This is a genomic window from Sphingomonas suaedae (genome assembly GCF_007833215.1).
In the GTDB taxonomy this organism is placed as follows: Bacteria; Pseudomonadota; Alphaproteobacteria; order Sphingomonadales; family Sphingomonadaceae; genus Sphingomonas; species Sphingomonas suaedae.
Genome location: NZ_CP042239.1, coordinates 1400403 through 1423822, shown reverse-complemented (window position 1 = coordinate 1423822; position 23420 = coordinate 1400403). Strand labels below are relative to the sequence as shown.

Here is a 23420-nt window from a genome sequence, read left to right as displayed (position 1 = left end):
TCTTTGCCCATCCGCGACCGGATCGGCGGAATGTTCCTATTATAGGAGAGCGGGGCGGCAACATTTGCCTAGCCGCAAAAACGACGCAGATTTTTTTTGAAGGGCGCTGCCGATGGATGTCTCATCCTATGTGCTGCTGAGTCACGAACAGGCATTGCGACGCCGGCTCGACGTCACCGCGAACAATATGGCCAATCTGTCGACGGCCGGGTTCAAGCGCGAGCAGCCGGTGTTCCGCGAATATGTGGAACAGGCGGGCAGCGGTGATGCACCGCTCAGGACCGCGTCGATGGTGCTCGATTATGGCGCCGTCCATGACCAGAGCGCAGGCGCGTTCCTCGTCACTGGCAATGCGACCGATGTGATGATTGACGGACCCGGCTATCTGGCGGTCGAGACGCCCGAGGGTGGCACCGCCTATACGCGCGCGGGCTATCTGCGTGTCGGCGACGACGGCAACCTGCAAACCTCCGGCGGGCTGACGCTGCTGGGCGAGGGTGGGCGCCCGATCGCGATCCCGCCCGAACAGGCCGCCACTGTCGCCATCGGCGAAGACGGAACCGTAAGTGCCGGTGGCGAACGTGTCGGTCGGGTCGCGGTGACCGTGTTCGACGACGAACGCGCGGTCGATCCGCGCGGCGACGGGACTTTTACCGGCGCCGGCGGTCGCGAGCTCGGCGCCGCGGAAACCAGATTGCGCGCGGGCGGGGTCGAGGGATCGAACGTCCAGGCGATCGTCGAGACGACGTCGATGGTCGAGATCCTGCGCGCCTATCAGACCAGCATGAAGATGTCGGAAGCGCTGGGCGATCTGCGCCGCTCGGCGATCGACAAGCTCGGCCGCTTCGGCTGACCCCTTTCTACGGAGACCGATCCAATGCGTACCCTCTCCATCGCCGGCACCGGAATGCTCGCGCAGCAGACCAATGTCGACGTCATCTCGAACAATATCGCGAACATGAACACGACGGCATACAAGCGCCAGCGTGCCGAATTTCAGGACCTGCTGTACCAGCAGGTTTCGCGTCCCGGCGGCGCGACCGGCCCCGACAGCCGGGTGCCGACGGGCATCCAGATCGGCGCAGGCGTCAAGACCGGCGGCGTCTATCGCATCGCGACGCAGGGCGCGCTGACCCAGACCGACAATCGCTATGACGTCGCGATCCAGGGGCGCGGCTATTTCGCGATCACTTTGCCTTCGGGCGAGACCGCCTATACCCGTGACGGATCGTTCCAGCTGTCCGACCAGGGCGAGCTGGTCAATGCCGACGGCTTTCCGGTCCAGCCGGGTATTACGGTTCCGGCCGAAGCGATCGACGTGACGATCTCCAAATCCGGCGAGGTCCAGGTGATCCTGGCCGGCCAGCCCGAGCCGCAGAATGTCGGTCAGCTCCAGCTTGCCACCTTCATCAACGAGGCGGGGCTTGAGGCGCAGGGCGGCAATCTGTTCCTCGAAACCGCCGCATCGGGGCAGGCGACGATCGCCAATCCGGGCGAGCCGGGCTTCGGCACGCTGCAACAGGGCTTTGTCGAGGCGTCGAACGTCAACCCGGTGGCGGAAATCACCGCGCTCATCACCGCGCAACGCGCTTATGAAATGAACAGCCGCGTCGTGAAGACCGCCGACGAGATGCTGGCCACCACCAGCCAGCTGCGCTGATGTTGCGGTTCGCCTTCCTTCTCGCCGTGCTGGTGCCGTTCCCGGCGCCCGCGCAGACCGCAACCCCCGCCGCCGCGTCGCCGGCACAGGTCGAGGTCGCGATCCTCGCGCGACCGATCCAGCGCGGCGAGATTTTGTCGGCCGACGACTTCGTCTACGAGCCGCGCTCGCCGAACATGGCGCGCGGCGCGATCGAGGCGGATGCGGCAAAGGGGATGGAGGCGGTCCGCCCGCTGGCGCCCGGCCGCATCGTTCGGGTCAGCGACATCATCACCCCGCGCCTCGTTCGCCGGGGCGAGCCGGTGCTGATCGCCTACAAGACCGGCGGCCTCACCATCACCACCCAGGGCCGCGCGCTCGCCAGCGCGGGCGCGGGCGAACAGGTCCGCGTCGTCACCAACTCCACCCAGCGCACGCTCGACGGCTTCGTCGCGGGCAACGGGCTGGTCCGCATTGCATATTGAGGGAATAGAGCCATGAAGAAGATCATCCTCGTCATCACCGCCGCCAGCCTGGTCGCGGGGTGCGGCAGCGTCGGACGCCTCGGCCGCATCGGCAAGGCACCGAAGATGACCGCCCCCGAAGAGATGGCGATGCCTGGCGGCGAACGCTCGCTCGGCAATCCCGGATATCGCGGCGGTACCGTCGCCGCAGCGGTAGCCAATGCCCCGGCGCCCGCCGGTGCTATCCCGGTGCAGGCGCCTGCCGCCTCGGCCTCGCTGTTCCGCGCTGGCGCAGGCGCATTCCTCAGCGATCAGCGCGCGACGCGGCTGGGCGATATTCTGACGATCAAGATCAACATCGCCGACAAGGCAGAGGTAGGCAACAACACCTCGCGCGTCCGCACCGGTTCGGAAAGCGCCAGCATCGCCTCGCTGCTCGGCCTTGAAAAGCTGCTTCCAAAGGCGATCAACCCGGCCAACCTCGCCAGCACCGACAGCAAGTCGCAATCGGGCGGCGGCGGCAATATCAGCCGGTCCGAAACGATCAACATGACCATGTCGGCGATCGTCACCAACGTCTTCCCCAACGGCAATCTCGGCATTCGCGGGCGCCAGGAAGTGCGCGTGAACAACGAGCTGCGCGAGCTGGTGGTGAGCGGCGTGGTGCGCCCGCAGGACATCGGTCGCGACAATTCGGTCCGCCACAGCCAGATCGCCGAGGCGCGGATCAGCTATGGTGGCCGTGGCCAGCTGTCGGACGCGCAGCAGGCGCGCTGGGGCCAGCAGATTTACGACGCCCTGTTTCCCTTCTGAGCCGGGGGCAAAGGAAGGAGTCCCTTTTCCGAGCCGGGGGGCAGAGGAAAGGGAAGGGCGAGGGAGAATCCCGGTTCGTATCGATGGGGGGAGGGGAGAAACCCTTCCCCCTTTTCCTTTCAGCCGGCCATCGTCTGGGTAAAGGTCAGCTCGATGAACTCGGCCGGGTGAATCATCTGGACCGTGACGGCAACGACCATATAGCCGTCCAGGATATTCTGCGACGTCATTGTCGATCCCAGCCCGCACTGTACCGTGAACGCGTCGCTGGGCTTGGCGCCCATCAACCCGCCCTGCTGCCACAGTTCGGTCAGGAAGCGCGAGATCGCGGCGGTCACCGTCGCCCATGTGGTGGCATCATTGGCGGCGAACGCATAGGATTGCAGCGCTGCTTTGATCGACTGTTCGACATAGATCAGCGTGCGGCGAACCTGGATATAGCGATAGTCGAAGCTGTTCCCGTCCAGCGTCCGCGCGCCCCACACGACCGTACCCCGGTTGGTCTGGAGGCGCAGAGCGTTAATCGCCTGCCCATTGACCGGCACGTTGAACCCGGCCTGCTCGCTGTCGCTCATATTGTAGAGCGGCGACGCGATCGAAGCGAGCGCGAGGTTTGCGGGAGCGTTCCACACGCCCCGGCTATTATCGCTTAAGGCCCAGACACCGGCGATCGCGCCGCTTGGCGCCGCGATGTTCATCGCGTTGGCAATGAGCTGCTCGATCTCCTTGAACATCGGCAGGCTGTTGAGAAGAAACGTGTCGAGCGCCCGCTGCCAATGGGGGAGCGCCGGTCCCGGCGGCGGGGCCGGATAGGCGCTCGCGTCGACGGAATATTGGGCGCTGTCGGTTGTTCCGTACGCCGGCCCAGGCGGGAATGCGGCGGCGATCGCGCTCCGGGCGGTTGCCAGTTGCGAACCGGTGTAGAGCTGTATCGCCTGGGTTGTCAGAATATTGTTGATCACCGAATTGTCGCCATCCGACGCTGTCAGGTTGGTGAACATGAGATGGGCGGTCGTCACAATCGTCGCGTTGAGCGCCGGAGCATAGGCCGCGCCATAGCTGAGGTTCGCCGTCTGCGAATCTATCGCGGCGGTCAGATTCTCCTGGCACGTCTGCAACGCGGCATAGCTGTCGGCGGTCATGCAGCCGGGCAGGTCGAGGATCGCGACGCGGTCCTGGAGCGACCCGGCCTGTTCGAGCATCGCTGTCGCGACCGTCGCATAGTCGGCCTGGTCGAGCTGGCACGCCTCCGGGATGACGATCATCGTCGGCCCCACCGCCGCACCCGCCGCGTCGAGTCCGCCCAACAGGCCGGGCTTACCTGACTGTGCAGGGTCGCCGGCGGCGATCGTTCCGGGCAGCCAGTCGGCCGGAACCGGCCCGGGGAAGCGCGCCGGATACTGGTCCGCCCAATAGCTCCCGACCGATACGACGTAGCACATGCCGCCGCCGTTGGCGAAGAACAGCTGCATCTGCCAGTAGAGGTTGAACGAGGCCCCGTCTGCCGCTGGCGTGAGCGTGAATGCCGTGGGGACCACTTCCGGAGCGCCCGGATCGGTTGAGACCATTGTATAGTCGGCAGTGAAACCTGGCGTGGGAGCGGGCGAGGTCGCCGTCGGCTGTGGCACCGGCTGTACCGTATAGGTTTGCGGGGCGGCACCGCCGAAATAGATCTCGAATTCGGCCATCGACGTGATCGAAACCGGGGTGTTGTACAGCGCCCGTCCGGTATTCGGGTCTCCCGCGAACTCTGTATAGCCGATGAAGACCGGCACCGACGTCGGCACGCCGACGATCGAGTTGCCGAATGCATCGATCTCCGTGATATAGACGCCGGGTGTCGAGCGATTGAGATAGGAACTCGTTGCGTTGGCCATGGCTGCTCCCCCTTGCAGACCGCGTCGCCGAACGAGAGCGCGGTGCATCGGTCTGGCCATACTCAAATCGGTCAGGTGCGACAACGGTTCGGTAGAGCGTTGATGGGCCAAACGGCATCGGCCCGCCTGCGCGCTCCGGCGTCCCCGAGGGAGCGGGGGGTGGAGGGGCAGGCGGGCCGTTCGCGTCCCCGGGAAGCGGACGCGAAACAGGGTCAGAAGCTCGCGGAGAGCTCCGTGAAGCCGTAATGCGGGTTGCCGGAGGCGGGTGCGTTCGGCGCCTCCTTCAGGAACCGGCCCTTGAACAGCGTCGCCGCGCCGACCGCGAGCGTCAGCTTGCCATCCATCAGCTTGCGACGCACACGGGCGTCGATCTGCGTTCCGGCATAGTCGCCCGATGCGCCGCTCGCATCGCGCACCCCGGTGCCGCCGAAACTGTCGGTGGACGAGGCGAGCCAGGCCGGACGCACGGCAACATACGCGTCGCTGCGCTTGCCGGGCTTGCCCTCGAAGCGCAGTTCCGCGCTCTTGAGATTGGCGCGGGCGATCGGGCCGAAGATGCCGGTCGGCCCGAAGTCGAACACCCGGTCGCCGAACAATGTGTCGTAGCGACCATAGGTGCGACCGCTGCCGTCACCGCTCGCATAGTCGAAGGTCACCTGGACGCGCGGCGACCAGCTCGCATCGAAGGTGCGGCCCAGCGCGACGCGGAGCAGCGCGGCATCGACCGGAACGTCGTTCAGATCGGCGGCGCCGGTCGACAGGCGGGTGGTGCCGCTCTGCCAGACCGCCTCGATCTCGCCGTCGAATGCGTTTTTGGACGCGGGCTTCACCGCGCGCAGACCGACCGTCCAAAGGCGGCGGTTACGCGTCGCGAAACCGGGCGCATCCTCCTCGGCCAGGCGATAGGCATAGGCTTCGCCATTCACCCCGGCCGCGATCTTCGCGCGGGTCGCGTGGATGCCGAAGAACTGGACGCCGGTGCGAAAATTATCGATCTCGACGACATTGTCGCGCACCGAAGCTGCGTCCTTGGGCAAACGGTTGGACGGCATCGTCCAGAACAGCGTCGCGCCATTGCCCTTGGACGGGTTCCAGTCGAAACGCGCACCGACGAAGCTGGTGGTGACGTTACCGAACCCGGCCCGCGCAACCAGACGACGCGAGCCCCAGTCCATGGTGAAGCGCCCGGCGGTCAGCTTCGCGCCACCACCCAGCTTCACCGCAGCATAGGCCTGGATCGGCTCGATCGCATTGACATCGCCGGTGCCGAGCGGGGGCAGGCCGGAGTCGACGAAATAGGTCCGCGAATCCTGAACCTCGCCAACCAGTTCCAGCGGGCCGGTGCGGTACTCGGCCTTGAGCGTGGTACGCAGCCACAGGCCGCCGCCGTCATCCGCCGTCGGACGAAATTGTTCGTCGAGCAGTTCGGCGCGCGCCCGGGCGGTGCCCGAGAGGGTGAACCCGTCGTCCTGCGCGAGCGCAGGAGTCGTGAAGGCGACGCCCGTCGCCAGCAATGCGATCCGCATCATGCCGCCATCTCCCAATCCTGCGTGGTGCCGTTGCCTGCCCCGTGATCGCGGCGCAAGCCGGGTTCGAACGCGCTGGCATGTTCGGCAAGGCGATCGGCCTCGACGCTCAGCGTGCGTGCTGCGGCGGAGGTCTGTTCGACCATCGCGGCATTTTGCTGCGTTGCGCTGTCGAGCGACTGGATCGCGCCCGAAACTTCGCCGATCGCCGTCGCCTGCGACCGGCTGCCCTCGGCAACCGAGTTCAGCAGGCCGTTTACCTCGTCCACATCGCCTGCAATGCCGACCAGTGCGGCATCGACGCGGCGCACCGCCTCGACGGCGCCCTCGATATCGACCTGGGTCGCGGTGAGCTGTTCGCGGGCCTGTTTCGATTCCTCCTCGGCGCGCATGGCGAGCGCGGAGACGAGATCGGCGACAACCGCGAAACCGCGACCAGCCTCACCTGCACGGCCTGCCTCGACCGCCGCGTTCATCGCGAGGACACGGGTCTGGAAGGCGATCTTGTCGAGCCCTTCGATCACGTCGTCGATGCCGCGTGCGCTGTCGGAGACGCGGGTCATCGCCTGCATCGCCTCATCGGCGACCGAGCGGCCGGATTCGACCGCTTCGTGCGCACGGCTGGCGCGGTTGACGGTCTGGCCCGCAGCGTCGGTGTTGGCGCGGACGCTGCCGTCGATCTGCGTCACCGCAGCGGCGGTTTCCTCGATCGAAGCGGCATTGCTTTCGGTGCGGCGCGCGAGATCATTGGTCGCGCTGGCGATCTCGCTGGTGCCCGTGCGGATTGCGCTGACACTCTGGCTGACTGCGGTGACAAGGTTACGCAGCCCGCCGACCGCAGCGTTATAATCGTCGCGCAGCCCCTGATAGGCCGGAGCCACGTCGGCGTCGATGCTGTGCGACACATCGCCTGCCGACAGGCGCTTGAGCGCGCCGCTCAGCAAATCGACGACCTTCTTCTGCTCGGCATCGGCAGCGCGCTTGGCGGCTTCCGAACGTTCCTTTTCGATCGCGGCGTCGCGGAAGACGTGGAGCGCACGGCCCATGTCGCCGATCTCGTCGCGGCGATCGCCGGTCTGTGCCTCGACGGCATGATCGCCCGCCGCGAGGCGGCCCATCTTGCCGACCATGTCGGACACGGGCTTGGCGATCGAGCGGTTGAGCAGATAGGCGAGGCCCCCCGAGAGCGCCACCATGATCGCGATGCCGAGGCCCAGGGTCCACTGCACTGCCGAGCGCAGCCGTGCTTCTTCGGCGTCGGCCGCCACGACGCGGTCGCCCTGCGCCTTGTCGATGACCTCGATCGCGTCACGGATCCGGCCAAGCTGCTTCTTGCCGGCCAGTTCCTGCGCCTCGAGGCGGGTCGCGGGGTTACGTGCCAGCGCGATCGTCGGCTCGAGCTTCTCCTTCTGCCATGCTTCGGTCGCGGCGGCATATTCGTCGATCAGCGCGCCGAAATCATGTCCCTCGGAGAACTTGCGGATGTCCGCGACAGCAGGGGCGACCAGATCGCGATTCTCGACATAGGTCTTGTAGAAGGCGTCCTGGCCCAGGATGGTGAAGCCGCGCACGGCGTTCATCTGTTCGAGCGTCAGGTAGAGCAGGGTCTGCGCCACCCGCGCCGCTTCGTGCGCATGGGCTTTTTCGGTCTGGGCCTTTTGCAGGCCCGACATGCTGGAGACGATCAGCGCGCTGACGCCCGCGAATGTCAGGACAAGCAGCAGGAAGGACGCGGCGAGTTTTCGCCAGATGGGCCAATTCTGCATCGGGAAGAACCCCTTATTGTTGATCGGGAGGCGTCGCCGTTGCGGGCGACCAAACGCCGTCATTATAGGCCCGCAACCGTCCCTGCGGTCGGGCGCTGGCATAAATGGAGCGGGTCGGCGGCTCCGATGGGGTGCTTAATCTCTGGCTAACCATCAATTGTCGATGCGCGCGACCGAACCCCGCGCTGCCATTCCAAAATACACCTGCGGTCCGTGTCTTTGCGAGCCGTCGCCGGGTCGGCGCCCCGACCTTGGCCGCAGAAGCGGCCATTCTTCCAGAAGGAATTTATCATGGCCTTTTCGGTTAACACCAACGTTGGCGCGATGGCGGCTCTCCAGAGCCTGAATCAGACCAACAAGTCCCTGTCTACCACCCAGAGCCGCATCAACACCGGCATGAACGTCGCGTCGACCAAGGATGACTCGGCTGCCTTCGCCATCGCACAGACGCTTCGCGGCGATCTGGGCGGTCTGAAGTCGGTCGGTTCGTCGCTCAGCCGTGCAAAGAGCACGGTTGACGTCGCGGTTGCCGGCGCCGAGCAGATCTCCGACCTCGTCAACCAGATGAAGGCGAAGGCTGTCGAAGCGTCGGATGCGGGTCTGGATGCAACCAGCCGCACCGCACTGGCAGCGGATTTCGATGGCCTCAAGGAACAGATCAACACGATCATCGATTCCAGCGAGTTCAACGGAACCAACCTGCTCAAGGCGGCCGGTGGCACCGTCGCCGCGCTGCAGTCGACCGATACGGCCGCTGCCACGCTCGACGTCGCGAACCAGGACTTCACGGCGATCGTGACTGCTGTCGGCGCCACCTTCACCGACGCCGCCACGGCGGAGACGATGGTGGGCACGCTCGACACCCAGGCCGCTGCCATCAACACCAAGATGAGCACGCTGGGTGCGGCTTCGCGCAAGATCGAAGGTCAGCAGACCTTCGTGGGCAAGCTGTCGGACGTGATCGAGAGCGGCATCGGCAACCTTGTCGACGCCGATCTGGCGAAGGAATCGGCCAAGCTCCAGGCGCTGCAGGTCAAGCAGCAGCTGGGCGTGCAGGCTCTGTCGATCGCCAACCAGGCGCCGCAGACGATCACCTCGCTGTTCCGTTAAGTTTAACGGCCCTGACAAAGGCGGGCCGGGACGCATTCGCGTTCCGGCCCGTTTTTCGTTTCTGGCATAGACCGAAGTTTCCGCGTCACAAATTTGGGTAACGCACCCGCCGCTTGGTTGACGCTTCTATAAGACAGACCATGGTAACGACCGCGCCCCGCATCCGCGAAATCATCGACGCTACCGGCATCCGGCTGCGCGTCACTATCGAACGCGATGCGCGCGGAGCGGCGGTCCGGCTGCATCGGTTCGATATCGATGCGGAGGTGCGGCTCGACATTCACGGGGTCGATCTGTTGTGCGGCTATATCGTCGCAGCGCGGCTGGCGGGGCGGCAACAGCTTCCCGACGAAACGTCGTTCGGTCCGCTCGCGGCGACTTTCAGCCTGGGCCACGATCCGGTCGTCCGGATCGAGGTGCGCCGCCATCCGCTCGACGAAGCCGCGCTGACGATCCCCGCAACGATGTGGGACCGGCTGTTCGCTGAATTGTGCATCGTCTGTGCCCATGCGCGGGCGCTGGGTGGTATGCCATCGGCGGAGCGGGCGGCGTGAAGAGCCGTTTCCGGCCAGCCGAACCGCCTAGGTACAACTACGATAGGTAGTCCCGCGATATTCCGTCCGCGCCGCGAATGGGCGATTAATCGCCTGACAATAGCGCTAAACTGTGAGGAACAAGGTTGATGGACCCACGTGAGTCACATGGCTTGAAGAACGACCCCGACCGGCGCGTATGGGGCATGGGTCCGCAGCCCGAGTTCCGCGTGACGGTGACGCTGGCGCTCAGCGATGCCGAGCGGCTGTGGAACGCGGCCCGCGACCGGCTGCTGGCCGCGCCGGGCGGTTGCGACGAGATGGTCGAGGAAACGATCGGCCCCGTCGAAGCGCCGCAACTGGCCGATTGCATCGCGCTGCTGTGCGCACCGTCGCTGGTGCCGGGCTGTTCGGTCGACGATTTCTGGGTCGATGCGATGCCGGGCCTGCCGAGCCAGGACGCGCTCGCCGCCTGACATTCAAGACCCGGGGGCGCTACCTGCCACTTCTGGTCACCCCCGAGCGAAGGGGCCGGCGATCCCTCTGCCGGCCCCTTCAATCATTTCGGGCCCTTATCCCGCGACCGGCCCGTCATAGGGGCGGCGGGCATAATAGCCGAAGCCCGCGATGATCGCGTAGCAAAGCGCTGGGAGCGTGAAGGCGAACGCCAGGCTTCCGGTCATGTCGGCCAGCGCGCCGGTCGCCAGCGGAATCACCGCGCCGCCAAAAATCGCGATGTTGATGATCCCCGATCCGTCCGCCGCACGGCTGCCCAGCCGCTCCGACGCCAGCGCGAAGATCGTCGGGAACATGATCGAGTTCATCAGACCCACTGCGAGCAACGAATAGGCGGCGAGCGTCCCGCTGGTGTTCGACGAAATGACGATCAAGGCGATCGCACCGACCGCGACGAATGCGAGCAGCTTGCCAGGGCTGATGATCCGCATCAGCGCCGACCCGATGAAGCGGCCGACCATCGCGCCGCCCCAATAGAACATGATCATCCAGCCGACGACCGATTCCGGCTCTCCCAACACGCGCTCCAGCGCGAGATAGTTGATGATGAGCGATCCGATCGAGACTTCCGCGCCGACATAGAGGAAGATGCACAGCGCGCCGAACCCGAAGCGCGGGCGCTTGACGAGATCGAGTCCGGCAAAGCCCTTGCTCGCCTCGTGCCGTTCGCCCTTCAGCCGGTTGCGGAACAGCCACACGGCGATCGCGACGATCGCCAGTGCTGCGGCGATGCCCAGATAGCCGTTGACGATGGCCTGGCTCTCCGCCGTGCGATAGGCGGCGAGTTCCGCGCCCGACAGATCGGCGGCCTCGACACCCGCAATACTGCCCAGGATCAGCGCCGCGCCGACCAGCGGAAACACCGTCGTGCCGAGCGAGTTGAACGCCTGGGCAAAGGTGAGGCGGCTATGCGCCGTCTGCGGCTTGCCGAGCAGGGAGATCAGCGGGTTGGCGACGACCTGGACGATCACGACGCCGCTCGCCAGCACGAACAGCGCGCCGAGGAACAGCCCATAGGTCGCGGTCTGCGAGGCCGGAATGAACAACAGACAGCCGACCATCATGGTGACGAGCCCCGCCACCGCGCCGCGCATATAGCCGAGCTTCTTGACCAGCTTCGCGCCGGGAATGCCGATCACCAGATAGGCAGTGAAGAAGCAGAACTGGATCAGCATCGCCTGGGTGTAGTTGAGCGTGAACAGTTCCTTGAGCTTCGGAATCAGCACATCGTTAAGCGAGGTGATGCCGCCGAAGATGAAGAAGAGTGCGAAGACGAAGACCTGAAGGTCGGGCGCGTTGATGCCCTGTGCGCCCGGATCGCCCGGATTCGGGTCGGTCGAGCTTATTTCCATAACCGGTGCGGCCAAGGCCCCTCTCCTGATAACGTTGTCAGTCGCGCGCATGTTTAACGCGGCGGCGGCGAAAGGCGAGGGGGAAAGTAGCGCGTAGGCGCCCGGGGAGCGGTGTCGCCGCTGCTGCAACCATTATTAGCCGTGTAGCTGACCGGCGCCGACGGGGAATTGCCAGGCTATTGCCGGGCTGTTGTCCGTCCGCCGGCGCCCTGGCGCTCTGTCATCGAACGTCGGTCTTGTCCTCGCCGCGATCGAGTGTGTCGCTCGGGCTGCGCGCATCGCCCTCACGCTGATGTTCCGTTGACAGGTTCGGCTGGTCCTGAGTCGTCGTCGCGGCGTTCGGCGCGACCTTCTTTTCTCCCGGCTCGGTCGAGAGGTTGGGGCGCGGCTGGGTTTCGGTGTGGGCGTCGGTCATGGGTCTCTCCTTCGGTTTTCCATCTGGCAATGAATGTCGTTCATTCCTTGCCGGAGCCGGGTTCGGCCATGCCGCGGTGCATTTCGGCCAGGATGGATTGCGGGACGATGCCCGACGCCGCGACCTGGAGCTTGTTGCCGATCCCCGAGACGATATGCCCCTTGCGATCTTTCATCGCCGACCACCCGTCCTGCGCGACCTTGGCCGGGTCGGCCTTGCTGTCATCCTGTCCGACCCGGGTGTCGAGCATGTCGGCGCGCGCGAAAAACGGGGTGTCCGTCGGGCCGGGCATCAGCGTGGTGAGCGTAACACCCTCGACATCCTTCAGTTCGTTGCGCAGCGCTTCGGTGAAATTGTCGATGAAGGACTTGGTCGCGTTGTACACGGCGTTGAAGCTGCCGGGGATATAGCCCGCGATCGATCCCGTCACCAGCACCTGGCCTGTTCCGCGCGCCACCATGGCCTGAAGCACCTTTTGCAGCAGATAGATCGTGCCTGTGATGTTGGTGTCGATCGAATGGCGCCAGGCGGACACCTCAAGATCGAGAAATGCTCCGCCTGTACCGACGCCGGCATTGGCGACGAGGACGTCGACGGGTCTTCCCCCGACCGCGTGGAGCAGCCGGTCGACGCCCTCGATGGTGGACAGATCCGTCTCAAGCGATTCGACCGTGACACCGGCTTTGCCGAACGCCGCCGCCGCATTCTGGATCTGCGGCTCGTTGGCGACGACGATAAGGTCATACCCATCGGCGACCGCCAGTTTGGCCAGTTCAAAGCCGATACCGGTCGATGCTCCGGTTACGATTGCGAGCTTGTTGGTCATCTGGCTACTCCGCTGCGATCCGGGCGTCGGACGCCATTCCGGGCTTGAGGACGACCTTGGTCACCTCATTCTGGTTGTCGTGGAACATCTTGTAGCCACGCGGCGCCTCTTCGAGCGGAAGCGTGTGACTGATGAGGAACGTGGTATCGATCTTCCCTTCCATGATCGCGTTCAGAAGTCCGGGCATGTAATGCTGGACATGGGTTTGCCCGGTCTTGAGCGTCAGGCCCTTTTCCATGAACGCGCCGAGCGGGAACTTGTCGACGAAGCCGCCATAGACGGCGGGCATCGACACGCGGCCTCCCTTGCGGCACGCGACGATCGCCTGACGGATCGAATGTGCGCGATCCGTCCCAAGGAAGGTCGATGCCTTGATCTGGTCGATCACATTATCGACGAAGAAGCCGTGCGCCTCCAGCCCGACCGCGTCGATACAGGCGTCAGGTCCGATCCCGCCGGTCATCTCCATCAAGGCTTCATAGGTCTTGCTTTCCTCGAAATTGATCGTCTCGGCGCCGAACGTCTTCGCCAATTCCAACCGGCGGGGGAAATGGTCGATGGCGATGACCCGCTCTGCGCCCATCAGAAAGGCGGACTGGACGGCGAACAGCCCCACCGGACCACAGCCCCAGACCGCGACCGTGTCTCCCGGTTCGATCTCGGCATTCTCTGCCGCCATCCAGCCGGTCGGCAGAATGTCGGACAGAAACAGCACCTTGTCGTCGTCAACTCCGTCCGGAACCACCAGCGGGCCGACATCGCTGAACGGAATACGGACATATTCGGCCTGTCCGCCCGAATAGCCGCCGGTCATGTGGCTGTAGCCGAACAGCCCGGCCATCGGCTGGCCGTATAGTTGCTGCGCGATATCCTGATTGTCGGCGGGCAGGCCGTTGTCGCACGCCGAATATTGCTGCTTGCCGCAATGATAGCAGCTGCCGCAGGAGATGGTGAACGGCACCACCACCCGCTGGCCCTTTTTCAGGGTGGATTTGGGGCCCGTCTCCACGACCTCGCCCATAAACTCATGGCCGAGAATGTCGCCGGACTGCATCGTCGGGATATACCCGTCGTAAAGGTGCAGATCCGACCCGCAGATCGCGGTCGATGTCACCTTGATGATCGCGTCGCGCGGGTTGATGATTTCGGGATCGTCGACGGTATCGACGCGGACGTCGTGCTTTCCGTGCCAGGCGAGTGCGCGCATCAGTTCTTCCCTTCCTCGATCAGACGCCGGTTGCGCGCGCCCGTGGCGATTTCGCCGGTTTCCATCAATTGCTTGAAGCGGCGCAGATCGCGCCGGGCCTGGATCGCCGGTTCGCGCTGAAACATCTTGGCGATGACCTTGCCGATGATGCCGGCGGGCGGATCGTACAGGATCGTCGCGGTGACGATCGTCCCGCGATCGCCCTGGGCATCGCGAAAGTCGATGCGGCCGCTATTGGGTATGTCCGCGCCCTCTTCCGAAGCCCAGGCGATCATCTCGCCGTCGCGCTCTTCGGTGATGGCCGATGTCCACTCGACGGTCTTGTCGCCCGGCGCCTTCACGATCCAGCGCGACCGATCCCCGTCCAGCATCTCGACCGAGACAAGATTGTCCATAAATGTCGGAAGGTTGGTGAAATCCCGCCAATAGGCGAACAGCTCTTCGCGCGGACGATTGATCGTAACCGTGCGCCCGACCAGGGTATCGGCATCGCCGTCGCCAGCCTTGTCGATCAACGCATCCGTTGCGGCGCCGACCGCAGCCGATTGCCGCTTGGATGCGGACAGCGGCGCGTCGTCCGCGACCGCCGGGTCGAGGGGCTCGATCATCGCATATTCCTTTTGTGGATGGTACGGATTGAACGATGCACGACGGCGGCCCGTTCCATTCAGCCTGTCGCGGAATTGCCTCGCTTGGTCACAATGATGCGCATGAAATCACAATGTTTTGTGGACGTTAGTCAAACAAGACCCGCGTTCAGCCGCGCTCTACGATGGTGAGTTCGACCTTCTCGCCCGCCGCCAGCCGATCATAGCGCTCGGCCAGGATGAGATGCGCGTGGCGCGCCGAAATGTCCTGAGACGCCTGCGCCAGATCGCGTGATTTTGCAGCGCGCTGACGATAATAATCCCTGTCGTCGGTCGGCATTGTCCGTCTCCATATCAATGCCCACCCGGCGCCATATGGACGCGGCATGTCGGGGGCGTCATTAATCTGGGTAAGTTGGACTGCCTAAAGCGGATGCGGGGCCAGATAGAGATAGGATGGATCGAACTCGGCAACTTCGCGCAGCCCGTCCAGATCATGCAGCGTCACGCGCCCGCCGCGAAAGGTCATCAGTCCCGCTTCGCGCAGGCGCCGCAGCGACCGGTTGACATGGACGTCGGTCAGGCCAAGGCATTCAGAAAGGTCGACCTGGCTGAGTTTGAAGTCGAACCCGTCCGCTTCCGCCCTGCCGACAAGCGACAGTCGTACCTGCAATTCGCAGAACAGATGCGCCGTGCGGGCGATCGCGGTACGCCTTCCCATCGACAACACCCATTCGCGATGGATGGCGGCGTCCAGATTTGTCGCGAACCAGTAAAGCCGGCCGATGCGCGGATAGCGTTCGGTCAACTCGGTCAGGTTCGAATGGGGGAACAGGACGACGCGACACGGCGTGAGCGAAATGAGGTTATGGTCGAGCTGCTTCAGCGTGAAGCTGTGCAGATCGGCGAAATCGCCGGGCACGTGTAATTCGGTGATCTGGCGCCGCCCGTCGCTGAGGTCCTTGTAACGACCCGCGATTCCCTCGACCAGCAGCACGCTGACGTTCAGCGGCGTGCCTGCTTCGATAAAGGTATGATGCGCATCGAACGCACGGGACGGCCCCATCGCGTCGCGAATGGCACTCTCTTCTTCCGTGCTCAGCGCGTGGCGCGCACGGATTCGGGCAAAATGACTTTCAATCATCCGATGTCGCGAGGTGGCGTCCAAACGCCTCGAGAAAAGAACATTAGACACCCGGCGTCGAACATCGTCAATCACAATAGGGGCCGTGTTGCGCGTTCGGACCGGCCAGGTCTCGCCGGAAACCGCACTGCTCCCCGCGAAGGGGGGCGGGATGGTGCGCCTTGAAGGAGAGAGTTTGAACCAACTCTTCGCCACCTTGGCCGACTGGAACCAAGTGTTGTCCAATATCCCTTTGGAAGCAATGGAAGATTTGCCGGACCCGGAAAGCCCTGAACCGTCAGGGCCGTAGACGCCGGATAATTTCCGTAAACCCCCGAACCTCGTTTCAACCCGGCGCATCATGCCGCGCGTGTTTCACCGCGCGAGGATGGTGCGCCTTTGCCTTTTGTGACCCATGCCTGAGAAGAAAAAGCGCGAAGCGCCGCTATCCCTGCGGCTGTCGCGCGACGAACGCGCACGCCTTGAGCGTGACGCGGCAGGCATGACGCTGGGCGCATACATCAAATGGCGGCTGTTCGATCCGAACACGCCGCCGCCCCGCACAAGGGGCAAGGCTCCCGTGCGCGATCACGCCATTCTCTCTCACCTTCTCGCGATGCTCGGCAATTTGCGGCTGGCATCGAACGTCAACCAGCTCGCCAAGGCCGCGAATAGTGGATCGCTTCCCGTCACGCCCGAAGTCGCCGCCGCATTGATGCAGGCGTGCCGCGAGATTGCCGAGATGCGCCGGATGCTGATGAAGGCGCTCGGCCTCGACGCAGGAGGCGATTCGCCATGATCATCAAAGCATCGACGCGGGGGAACCCGCCTGCGCTGGCGCGGCATCTGCTCAACGACCGTGACAACGACCAGATCGAACCGCATGAGGTGCGCGGCTTCATGGCCGATGATGTCATGGGCGCGATGCGCGAACAGCAGGCCATCGGTCAGGGCGTCAAATCCCGCCAGACCTTGTTCTCGGTATCACTATCCCCGCCACAGGACCAGAGCGTCGATGTCTCCGTGTTCGAGAAGGCCATCGATGATATCGAGCTGTCGGTCGGCCTCAAGGACCAGCCGCGCGTCGTTATCTTTCACGAGAAGGAAGGACGGCGGCACGCCCATGCGGTGTGGTCGCGCATCGATGCGGAGAGCATGACCGCGATCCCGCTTCCCTTCTACAAGCAAAAGCTGATGGCGATTTCGAAAGACATCTATCTGGAGCAAGGATGGAAACTGCCCGCAGGCTATATCGACAAGGCCCAGCGTGATCCGCGCAACTTCGATCTCACCTTGTATCAGCAGGCCAAGCGTGAGGATGTCGACGCGGGCCGTCTGAAGCTCATGGCGAAGGAAGCATGGGCGCTCTCCGACAGTCGCGAAGCATTCGAGCAGGCATTGGAGGAGCGTGGCCTGTATCTCGCCAGAGGCGAGCGCCGCAGCCATATTGCGATGACATGGCGCGGACAGGTGATCGCGCTTTCCCGCTTGCTCGACCGCAAGACCAAGGAAGTGCGCGAACGGCTTGGTAATGCCGATGCGCTGCGCAGCGTCGAGGGCGCGCGTGCCTATATCTCCCAGCATATCGCGCCGACGCTGCAACGGGTGATCGGCGAAGCGGAACAGCAACGCGCCGCGCAGCTTGGTCCGGTCGAGGCCGAGCGGCTGGCGATGAAGGTTAACCATGCCGCCGAACGGCAACGGCTCGATACCGCGCTTGCGGCGCGGCAGGACGAGGAACAGCGCGAACGCGCAGATCGGATGCGGCGTGGGCTTGCTGGCCTGCTCGACCGCATCACGGGTCGCTACAACGAACTGCGCGACGAGAACGAACGTGCGGCATGGGCATCGCTCCAGCGCGACCGCGATCAGCGGCAACGGCTGGTCGCAGTGCAGCTTGCCGAGCGCCAGCAGCTACAGCAGCGGATTCTCGATATCCGCAATACGCATCATGATCGTGTTGCCGAACTGCACCGCGATCTTGCCCAGCTTCTCAACGATGACAAAACCGCCCAGCGCGACGAGCGGGCGCAATGGCTACGCGACAAGGAACGTGCGCAGCAAGATGATCGCCGCCGCTGGCTGGAGGAACAGCAGCAGATCGCGCAGCGGCACGACGTATTGCCCGATGAGAGAGCGACCACCCGGCACATCGCGACGGAGCCGGACAAGGATCGCCTGTCATGGCTGTTCGAGCAGCAGCAACGCCCCGACCTGAACGACACGGCACAGCGTGAGCGTGAACTATCGACGAACTTCAACGACCGCGCCGAATGGCTTCGTCGGAACATGGATCGCGACACGCCGCAGCCGGATATCGATTCCGGCCCTGATTTCTTCTAAGCCGAAGACGAGCATTCATTTGTAGATTTTTCGAGTATCAGCTGCCCCAATCATCATCTATCTAGCGTTAGACTATATCGCAGAAAAAATTGAAGGATCTTCGACACAACAAGGATTTTCGTATGACAGATGAAACTCTTGAACGTGTTGTGTTAAGATATCTAGCATCTGATGCTAGCGTTCCGAAGCGATTTCAGTCTCTTAGAAAAATTGTAGAACTAATGCCATTGCCTGAGGAGTGGTGGGAAGCAAGTTTAGGCGGCTTGGAACAGTATGATCTTGAAAAATCCCTTCTCCCTATTCTCGATGACCTGGCCAATCGAGGGCTAATCGAGACATATATCGGTGCTGGTGCGTCCGAAAAGGCATTCCGCTTAGGAAGCGAAGAGACGCCAGTAGGCGTGAGCGCCGCTACTGGTTCACGCGGTAATCACGTGGAGGCTGTACCCATAGAGCCTGAAAGCCACATATCTAGGACCGATCTTGACGACGATGACAAATGGCTTCTTAGGATTCTCGCTAGCCATAAGAGGCATACCGGCGACGACATTATTATCGTCCCGGATGCCTTTGAGAGGTTCGGAATACCGCTTCCCTCTCGATGGATACATGGTGCGCTGGAGAAGCTAGAAGTAGCTGGTTTTGTTAACCTTCCTCCCGAACTCGCGGAGCAGTTCAAAGGGCCATTGGTAACAGTCACGGAGCAAGGGGTGATGTTTGCGCGCCGCCTTGACCGTGAGAACGGCGTTGATGATGCGTTTGACCTGTTGCGGGCGAGTCCAGAAACGAAGGGGTCATCGCCGTCCGAAACAGGGGGGCAGGATGAAGGCGAAGCTAGCGATACACTTGTTGTTCTTGATCATAGCGACCAGCGATATCATGCCATTAAAGAAGGATTGGAATCTCTTTACGAGCAGGTACGTCAAGACAATGAGGTAGGCACTACTCCTGGAGAGCGAAATCGCATTCTGATTTCACTCTCAGCAGCCAAAGAGCTATGGTCATCAGCCGAGCTTCAACTGATTCAAATCAGAGTTGGGGTCATTATGGCTGTAGAAGATGCCACTCGTGCCCTGGTCGCCGTCGGAAAATCCGCAGTAAAGTCGATCATAATTGATATGATAAAAGATTATATTAAATCTAAAATTGGAATTACATTGTAATTGCAATATTCAGATTGCGCGTAATTATTTATTTTTATGATGGATTGAACGTCATATTTATTTAAAATATCAATTTTACCTGAGTTTGTTCGTCCCTAGCGACCGCCGCCGCCGCTTCGCATCGTGAACAGGAAGAACTGCCCCAGCATGATACTGGTCATCACGCCCAACACGCTGGTGAGGAAGGTCAGCATCGCGACGATGATCCACCAGAAGAACCAGCCGAGCGCCACCATCCACGATCCGTAGTTTTCCTCCATATAGCCCAGCACCCAATCCACCGTCGCGCCGTGGATCAGCGGCGTGAACACGAACGCGATGGCCACGGCCAGCACGATGGACAGCCATTTGATCACCCAGTTGCTGGGGCTGCCGCCCCCGCCATTGCCATTGTTTCCGATCATCTTCGTCTCCCGCGCCGTGGCGAGGCAGGATGCCCCGCTAGGGCTGGGAGAATATCCCGGCGCGAGATGGCATCCGGGGGGATAGGTGAAGGGCCGCAGTTAGGGATTTGTTAACCATTTCTTAGCGGATTTCCGCATATCATGGTTGTGGTCCCAAAAGAGCAAAACAGCGGGGCCATCGTGAGGGTGCATGGCGCTGGACGCCGCAGATATCGAACGGCTCAAAGCCGCCGTTCCCGCAGATCACAGGCCGCCGCGCGATGCGAGTGGCAGGCTCACCAATCATTTTTCATCATTAGATTCACTGCGTGAATCTAATGCCCTGCAGGGCAGCGAACTCGACCGCTTCAACTACGGCACGGCCTTTGTCGGCAGTTCCGACGAGGACGCCGCCAATCCCAATTTTCTGCTGACCGGAGGTCACGCCATCGCGCGCGCCGTCCAGACCGAACGGCAGGAGCGCGAAAAGCGCAAGGATAGCGACTTCATCTTCGATCAGGTGCGCCAGCAGCTTGCGCAGCGCCTTGCCGATCTACGCGCCGAACTTGTCGCCATTGACGAACGGCTAGAGCAAATCCGCCAGCGCCGCGAGCAGATCGGCGACGAGCTGGAGGCGCTTGACGAACTGACCCGCCTCAAGCGCAGCGGGAAGTTCGATCCGAACGATCCTGCCCATGCGCGACTTGCTCGCAATGCGAAGCTGACGCCGGAGGAACTGGCGCAGATGGATGTCGCCGCCCTTGTGCAGCGCCGTCAGCAGTTGGTGAAGCTGGACAGCGATCTCGATGCCGAATGGAACGCCCGCATGAAGCGGCGCGGTGAAGTCGTCACGGGCATCGGTCAGGCCGAGGCTGCACAGAAGGACATCGAACTTGCCGATACAGACGAAGCACGTCTGCTCGCGGAGCGCCGCGCGCAGACCGTGCTGGGAGCGCAGCAGCTAGGCGGTGCCGCCTATCGAACGCAAAGCCAACCCGCGAAGGTGATCGCCGCCGACGCGGTGGGCATCGCAGCGGAGAGCGAGAAATACAATCGTGCTGCGGTCGCCGGTCAACCCGATGTCACACGGGATGACATCAAATCCTTCTCGCCCTGATCCTCACCTGTAGTGGTAACCCTTACCCGCGCACGGCAGACAGCTTCGCGATTTCTGGACGCGCCGCGTTCGTGTGCTGGCACCGCCTATAGGCTCGTCCTCATAATAAGACTCCATGCCGCGCCCGTTGCAGCGGCCACATTCGATCTTGGTCTTGCCGAACATCTTCAATCCTCCAATCATAAATACCGAAGGGGTTGCGAACGGCAGCGCCGTCGCGACAGAATCGTCAGCCGTAATATTCGCGATTGATGTCGCGGATCAGGCGCGTCAGTTCCGCGCCGCTGATCGTATTGGGGTTGATCCCGTTCACCGTGACGTGCTGACCCTTGGCGTAGATTTCGATAGCGGGTTGCACATTGGCGGGGCCGATGAAGACGGCCTGCACCCGGTAGCCGTCATACACTGCCTGTTGGATCGCCGCCTTGAGTTTCGGCCAATTGGCCTTGGTAACGCCGAACAGCACCACAGCGGGACCGGAGCGCGTGAATTGTGCTGCTGAAAAGCGGACGGAATTGGGTTCGATATTGCGGGCATCCGATAGCGGGATGCTCACATCGGCGACACTTGCGGGGCGGTTTTGTGTCAACGCGCCATTTGGCGCGGCGGCAACGGCCAGCGCGGCGACCGACAACAACAAACGAGCATGGGAACGAAACATTGAACCCTCCCGGCATCAGCGGGAGGAATCTACCCTCGTGCAACACTATCGGCAAAACTGTTGCACACGTATTCTTGCGATATCAATACGTTATCGCCTTGTCTGCGGTCGCGGGCTGCTACCTGCCGCCGCCCCGACTGCGGCGTTCGGAGTTGATCCGAGATGTTGTCAGGCGCGCGATGGCCGGGCTGGTCAAGGCGTGAGTTGCAAGCCGCAACGCCCCTAGTTAAGCTCTTCTCTAGATAAGTCTCGGGGGAGGCATGGCTAAGCAAACCCATACGCTTTTTCTAGCGAAGCCCGACATAGACGATTTTGATCGACTACTGACGGAAAAAGCACGTGACCGCGTTGGTCGCGACGGAACGCAAATATTGGATATTGCCGATTTTGCCGATGGCGCACGGCTCTATGTTTTCGCTGGTGATTTTTTTACCCCGACGTGGGTTTTGGAACTCAGGAGGCATTTTCCCTTCGGAGGTAATATTGCATCATGCTCCGCCTGCGCCCTTTTGATGTTCAGAACAGAAGGCCGCATATTCATTTCGACCTATGCCCATGGCTGGATGCTCGTCGAGGAAAGCAACATTGAAGGGGACTTCGGACTTCGTGTTGCAATCAACCTTCTCAATGACAAAAAGCTCAAACGTTTGGAAAGAGCGAACCTCGGAGATGCCTTGCGCGGCGTCTCACTTTCGCCTTTCCAACGAGATTTCACTTCTTTTGGATTGGACGACGCACTCGACTTGGTACGGAAGATTAGTGGCACAACGCGTGATGAGGCTACAGCAGACAGCGTGACAGGCGCAAAATCCCTCAAGATCACGGGCGAATTTAGCATACCGGATTTGCCCGAGCTTGCCGTCGATGCACTGACGGCATTCGGCGCCGAGGCCTACAAAGATACGAGCTTCAGCGTCATTGATTTTGTCAGCCCCGTCATGGATCGCCGCTTGATCGGCCGTCTTGACGACCAAGCTTGTCAAAGCATCAAGGATGAAGCTGGGGAGTTTGAGCTAGGCTTACCGACCACAAATGACAGCGATAGCGTCGGCTATAAGTTTCACGGCCCGGGGCATCCGGGCACGCACCCCGAGTTGCTCTTGAGTAATTATATCGAAGCACTTGGCGACGAACTCGCTACGCTGACGCCGAAGATGCTGCGTGAACATAAAATTGGTTCGATCCATCAAGACGCCATGCGGAATCAGAAATGGAGCATCCGTCAGTCTCTTATAGGTTCAATTGTAGTCGATAACTCGCGCTTTGCCATCAACGAGGGTGAATGGTATCAGGTTGATCAGCTTTTCAAGAACGGCATTGAAGAGCGATTCCAGCAAACCTGCCATCATTGGGAACACGGCGCGTTCCCAATGATCAAAACCTACGACGCAAAGGGACGCACTGGAACGCTAGAGTCGGAGGAATCCTACAACCGGCGGCTTGCGAATCATCTCGGTGTTTGTCTGTTAGACCGCCAACTAGTGGACATTCCGGATATCCAGCGGTCTAACTTCGAAGTATGCGATTTGCTTGACGTTCCCGGCAAGCGTTTCCTCCACGTTAAGAAGAGCTCTCGCCGATCCAGCGTGTTGAGTCATTTTTTCAAACAGGGATCAAACTCGGCTCAACAGCTCAAGAGGTTTCCTGCGGCATGGGACGGTCTTCTCGCCATGGTGCAGGGTCTTTATGGAGATGGTATTCGACAGCAGCTTGCCGACACGATCGCGGATGATCGCCGATGGATCGTCGAATTTTTGATCCTCGATACTCCGCGTGCCGATGGTTCTTTTAACATTCCTTTTTTCAGTAAGATCACGCTCCGCAACGAGGCAATAAGCCTACTCGCACAGGAGTATGACGTTCGTCTGAGCTTCATGAATATCTGATCGGGCTGGCTCTGGCGATCTTCATTTGATTCTGACGATCATCGGGACGGAGCGCCAGCGCTCGGCTGCAACGGCGGGCTTGCTTCATCCAGTTGACGTTTTGGGGAAGCCGC

24 protein-coding genes are annotated in these 23420 nt (G+C 62.1%); 12 read left to right on the top strand and 12 right to left on the bottom strand.

The window, feature by feature from the left end:
* Positions 1-112: 112 nt before the first annotated feature.
* Genes FPZ54_RS06785 through flgH form a run of 4 tightly spaced genes read left to right on the top strand, consistent with a single transcriptional unit; the run spans position 113 to position 2916 of the window.
* Positions 113-853, top strand: a complete 741-nt coding sequence (locus FPZ54_RS06785) for a flagellar hook basal-body protein (protein ID WP_145845946.1) — start codon at positions 113-115, stop codon at positions 851-853.
* 24 nt (positions 854-877) lie between these two features.
* Positions 878-1660 (top strand): flagellar basal-body rod protein FlgG, encoded by a 783-nt coding sequence (gene flgG, locus FPZ54_RS06780; RefSeq protein WP_145845944.1) that lies wholly within the window; start codon positions 878-880, stop codon positions 1658-1660.
* A complete protein-coding gene (flgA, locus tag FPZ54_RS06775; protein ID WP_145845943.1) occupies positions 1660-2124 on the top strand; it encodes a flagellar basal body P-ring formation chaperone FlgA in 465 nt (154 codons plus the stop codon). Before flgG ends, flgA begins: the two co-directional genes overlap by 1 nt.
* Positions 2125-2136: 12 nt before the next feature.
* Complete coding sequence (flgH, locus tag FPZ54_RS06770) at positions 2137-2916, top strand: flagellar basal body L-ring protein FlgH (protein ID WP_145845941.1); 780 nt, start codon at positions 2137-2139, stop codon at positions 2914-2916.
* A gap of 119 nt (positions 2917-3035) precedes the next feature.
* On the opposite strand, the gene FPZ54_RS06765 is transcribed toward flgH, so the two are convergent.
* The 3 genes from FPZ54_RS06765 to FPZ54_RS06755 all read right to left on the bottom strand — a co-directional run bounded on the left by FPZ54_RS06765 (position 3036) and on the right by FPZ54_RS06755 (position 8085).
* Positions 3036-4793, bottom strand: a complete 1758-nt coding sequence (locus tag FPZ54_RS06765) for a phage tail sheath family protein (RefSeq protein ID WP_186456936.1) — start codon at positions 4791-4793, stop codon at positions 3036-3038.
* A 212-nt stretch (positions 4794-5005) separates the two neighbouring features.
* Positions 5006-6322, bottom strand: coding sequence for an alginate export family protein (locus FPZ54_RS06760; protein ID WP_145845938.1), 1317 nt, complete (start codon positions 6320-6322; stop codon positions 5006-5008).
* Positions 6319-8085, bottom strand: a complete 1767-nt coding sequence (locus tag FPZ54_RS06755) for a methyl-accepting chemotaxis protein (protein ID WP_186456935.1) — start codon at positions 8083-8085, stop codon at positions 6319-6321. The genes FPZ54_RS06760 and FPZ54_RS06755 overlap by 4 nt, the downstream gene beginning before the upstream one ends.
* 291 nt (positions 8086-8376) lie before the next feature.
* Here FPZ54_RS06755 and FPZ54_RS06750 point away from each other — a divergent pair, with 291 nt between their 5' ends.
* The 3 genes from FPZ54_RS06750 to FPZ54_RS06740 all read left to right on the top strand — a co-directional run bounded on the left by FPZ54_RS06750 (position 8377) and on the right by FPZ54_RS06740 (position 10204).
* Entirely contained in the window at positions 8377-9195 is an 819-nt protein-coding gene (locus tag FPZ54_RS06750) for a flagellin (protein ID WP_145845935.1), read from the top strand.
* A 140-nt stretch (positions 9196-9335) separates the two neighbouring features.
* The gene (locus tag FPZ54_RS06745; protein WP_145845933.1) at positions 9336-9749 is read left to right on the top strand and encodes a hypothetical protein; all 414 of its coding nucleotides are present in this window, start codon (positions 9336-9338) and stop codon (positions 9747-9749) included.
* Between the two features lie 152 nt (positions 9750-9901).
* Positions 9902-10204 carry a hypothetical protein gene (locus FPZ54_RS06740; protein WP_239019743.1) on the top strand — a complete coding sequence of 101 codons (303 nt, stop codon included), beginning with the start codon at positions 9902-9904 and terminating at the stop codon, positions 10202-10204.
* 96 nt (positions 10205-10300) lie between these two features.
* Here FPZ54_RS06740 and FPZ54_RS06735 read toward each other — a convergent pair whose 3' ends face one another.
* The 7 genes from FPZ54_RS06735 to FPZ54_RS06710 form a co-directional block, all read right to left on the bottom strand.
* Positions 10301-11596: a sugar MFS transporter gene (locus tag FPZ54_RS06735; protein ID WP_145849617.1), complete on the bottom strand. Its 1296-nt coding sequence runs from the start codon at positions 11594-11596 to the stop codon at positions 10301-10303.
* A gap of 220 nt (positions 11597-11816) precedes the next feature.
* Positions 11817-12011 carry a hypothetical protein gene (locus tag FPZ54_RS06730; RefSeq protein ID WP_145845930.1) on the bottom strand — a complete coding sequence of 65 codons (195 nt, stop codon included), beginning with the start codon at positions 12009-12011 and terminating at the stop codon, positions 11817-11819.
* Between the two features lie 40 nt (positions 12012-12051).
* Positions 12052-12837: an SDR family NAD(P)-dependent oxidoreductase gene (locus FPZ54_RS06725; RefSeq protein ID WP_145845928.1), complete on the bottom strand. Its 786-nt coding sequence runs from the start codon at positions 12835-12837 to the stop codon at positions 12052-12054.
* A 4-nt stretch (positions 12838-12841) separates the two neighbouring features.
* Positions 12842-14044: a zinc-dependent alcohol dehydrogenase gene (locus tag FPZ54_RS06720; RefSeq protein ID WP_145845926.1), complete on the bottom strand. Its 1203-nt coding sequence runs from the start codon at positions 14042-14044 to the stop codon at positions 12842-12844.
* Positions 14044-14652, bottom strand: coding sequence for an SRPBCC family protein (locus FPZ54_RS06715; protein ID WP_145845924.1), 609 nt, complete (start codon positions 14650-14652; stop codon positions 14044-14046). The genes FPZ54_RS06720 and FPZ54_RS06715 overlap by 1 nt, the downstream gene beginning before the upstream one ends.
* 148 nt (positions 14653-14800) lie before the next feature.
* On the bottom strand, positions 14801-14971 hold the full coding sequence (locus FPZ54_RS19765; protein ID WP_186456934.1) for a hypothetical protein: 171 nt from the start codon (positions 14969-14971) through the stop codon (positions 14801-14803).
* A gap of 84 nt (positions 14972-15055) precedes the next feature.
* A complete protein-coding gene (locus FPZ54_RS06710; protein WP_239019742.1) occupies positions 15056-16117 on the bottom strand; it encodes a Crp/Fnr family transcriptional regulator in 1062 nt (353 codons plus the stop codon).
* Between the two features lie 52 nt (positions 16118-16169).
* Here FPZ54_RS06710 and mobC point away from each other — a divergent pair, with 52 nt between their 5' ends.
* The 3 genes from mobC (at position 16170) to FPZ54_RS06695 (ending at position 19260) form a co-directional block, all read left to right on the top strand.
* Entirely contained in the window at positions 16170-16553 is a 384-nt protein-coding gene (mobC, locus tag FPZ54_RS06705; protein ID WP_145845923.1) for a plasmid mobilization relaxosome protein MobC, read from the top strand.
* Entirely contained in the window at positions 16550-18097 is a 1548-nt protein-coding gene (locus FPZ54_RS06700) for a relaxase/mobilization nuclease domain-containing protein (protein WP_145845921.1), read from the top strand. The genes mobC and FPZ54_RS06700 overlap by 4 nt, the downstream gene beginning before the upstream one ends.
* 122 nt (positions 18098-18219) lie before the next feature.
* Entirely contained in the window at positions 18220-19260 is a 1041-nt protein-coding gene (locus tag FPZ54_RS06695) for a hypothetical protein (protein ID WP_145845919.1), read from the top strand.
* 95 nt (positions 19261-19355) lie between these two features.
* On the opposite strand, the gene FPZ54_RS06690 is transcribed toward FPZ54_RS06695, so the two are convergent.
* Positions 19356-19664 carry a hypothetical protein gene (locus tag FPZ54_RS06690; RefSeq protein ID WP_145845918.1) on the bottom strand — a complete coding sequence of 103 codons (309 nt, stop codon included), beginning with the start codon at positions 19662-19664 and terminating at the stop codon, positions 19356-19358.
* 190 nt (positions 19665-19854) lie between these two features.
* Between FPZ54_RS06690 and FPZ54_RS06685 the strand changes: the two genes are divergently transcribed.
* The gene (locus FPZ54_RS06685; protein ID WP_145845916.1) at positions 19855-20760 is read left to right on the top strand and encodes a hypothetical protein; all 906 of its coding nucleotides are present in this window, start codon (positions 19855-19857) and stop codon (positions 20758-20760) included.
* Positions 20761-20989: 229 nt separating this feature from the next.
* Here the strand turns inward: FPZ54_RS06685 and FPZ54_RS06680 are convergent, their stop codons facing one another.
* On the bottom strand, positions 20990-21394 hold the full coding sequence (locus tag FPZ54_RS06680; protein ID WP_145845915.1) for a hypothetical protein: 405 nt from the start codon (positions 21392-21394) through the stop codon (positions 20990-20992).
* 287 nt (positions 21395-21681) lie between these two features.
* Between FPZ54_RS06680 and FPZ54_RS06675 the strand changes: the two genes are divergently transcribed.
* Entirely contained in the window at positions 21682-23307 is a 1626-nt protein-coding gene (locus tag FPZ54_RS06675; protein WP_145845913.1) for a DUF6119 family protein, read from the top strand.
* The last annotated feature ends 113 nt before the right edge of the window (positions 23308-23420 follow it).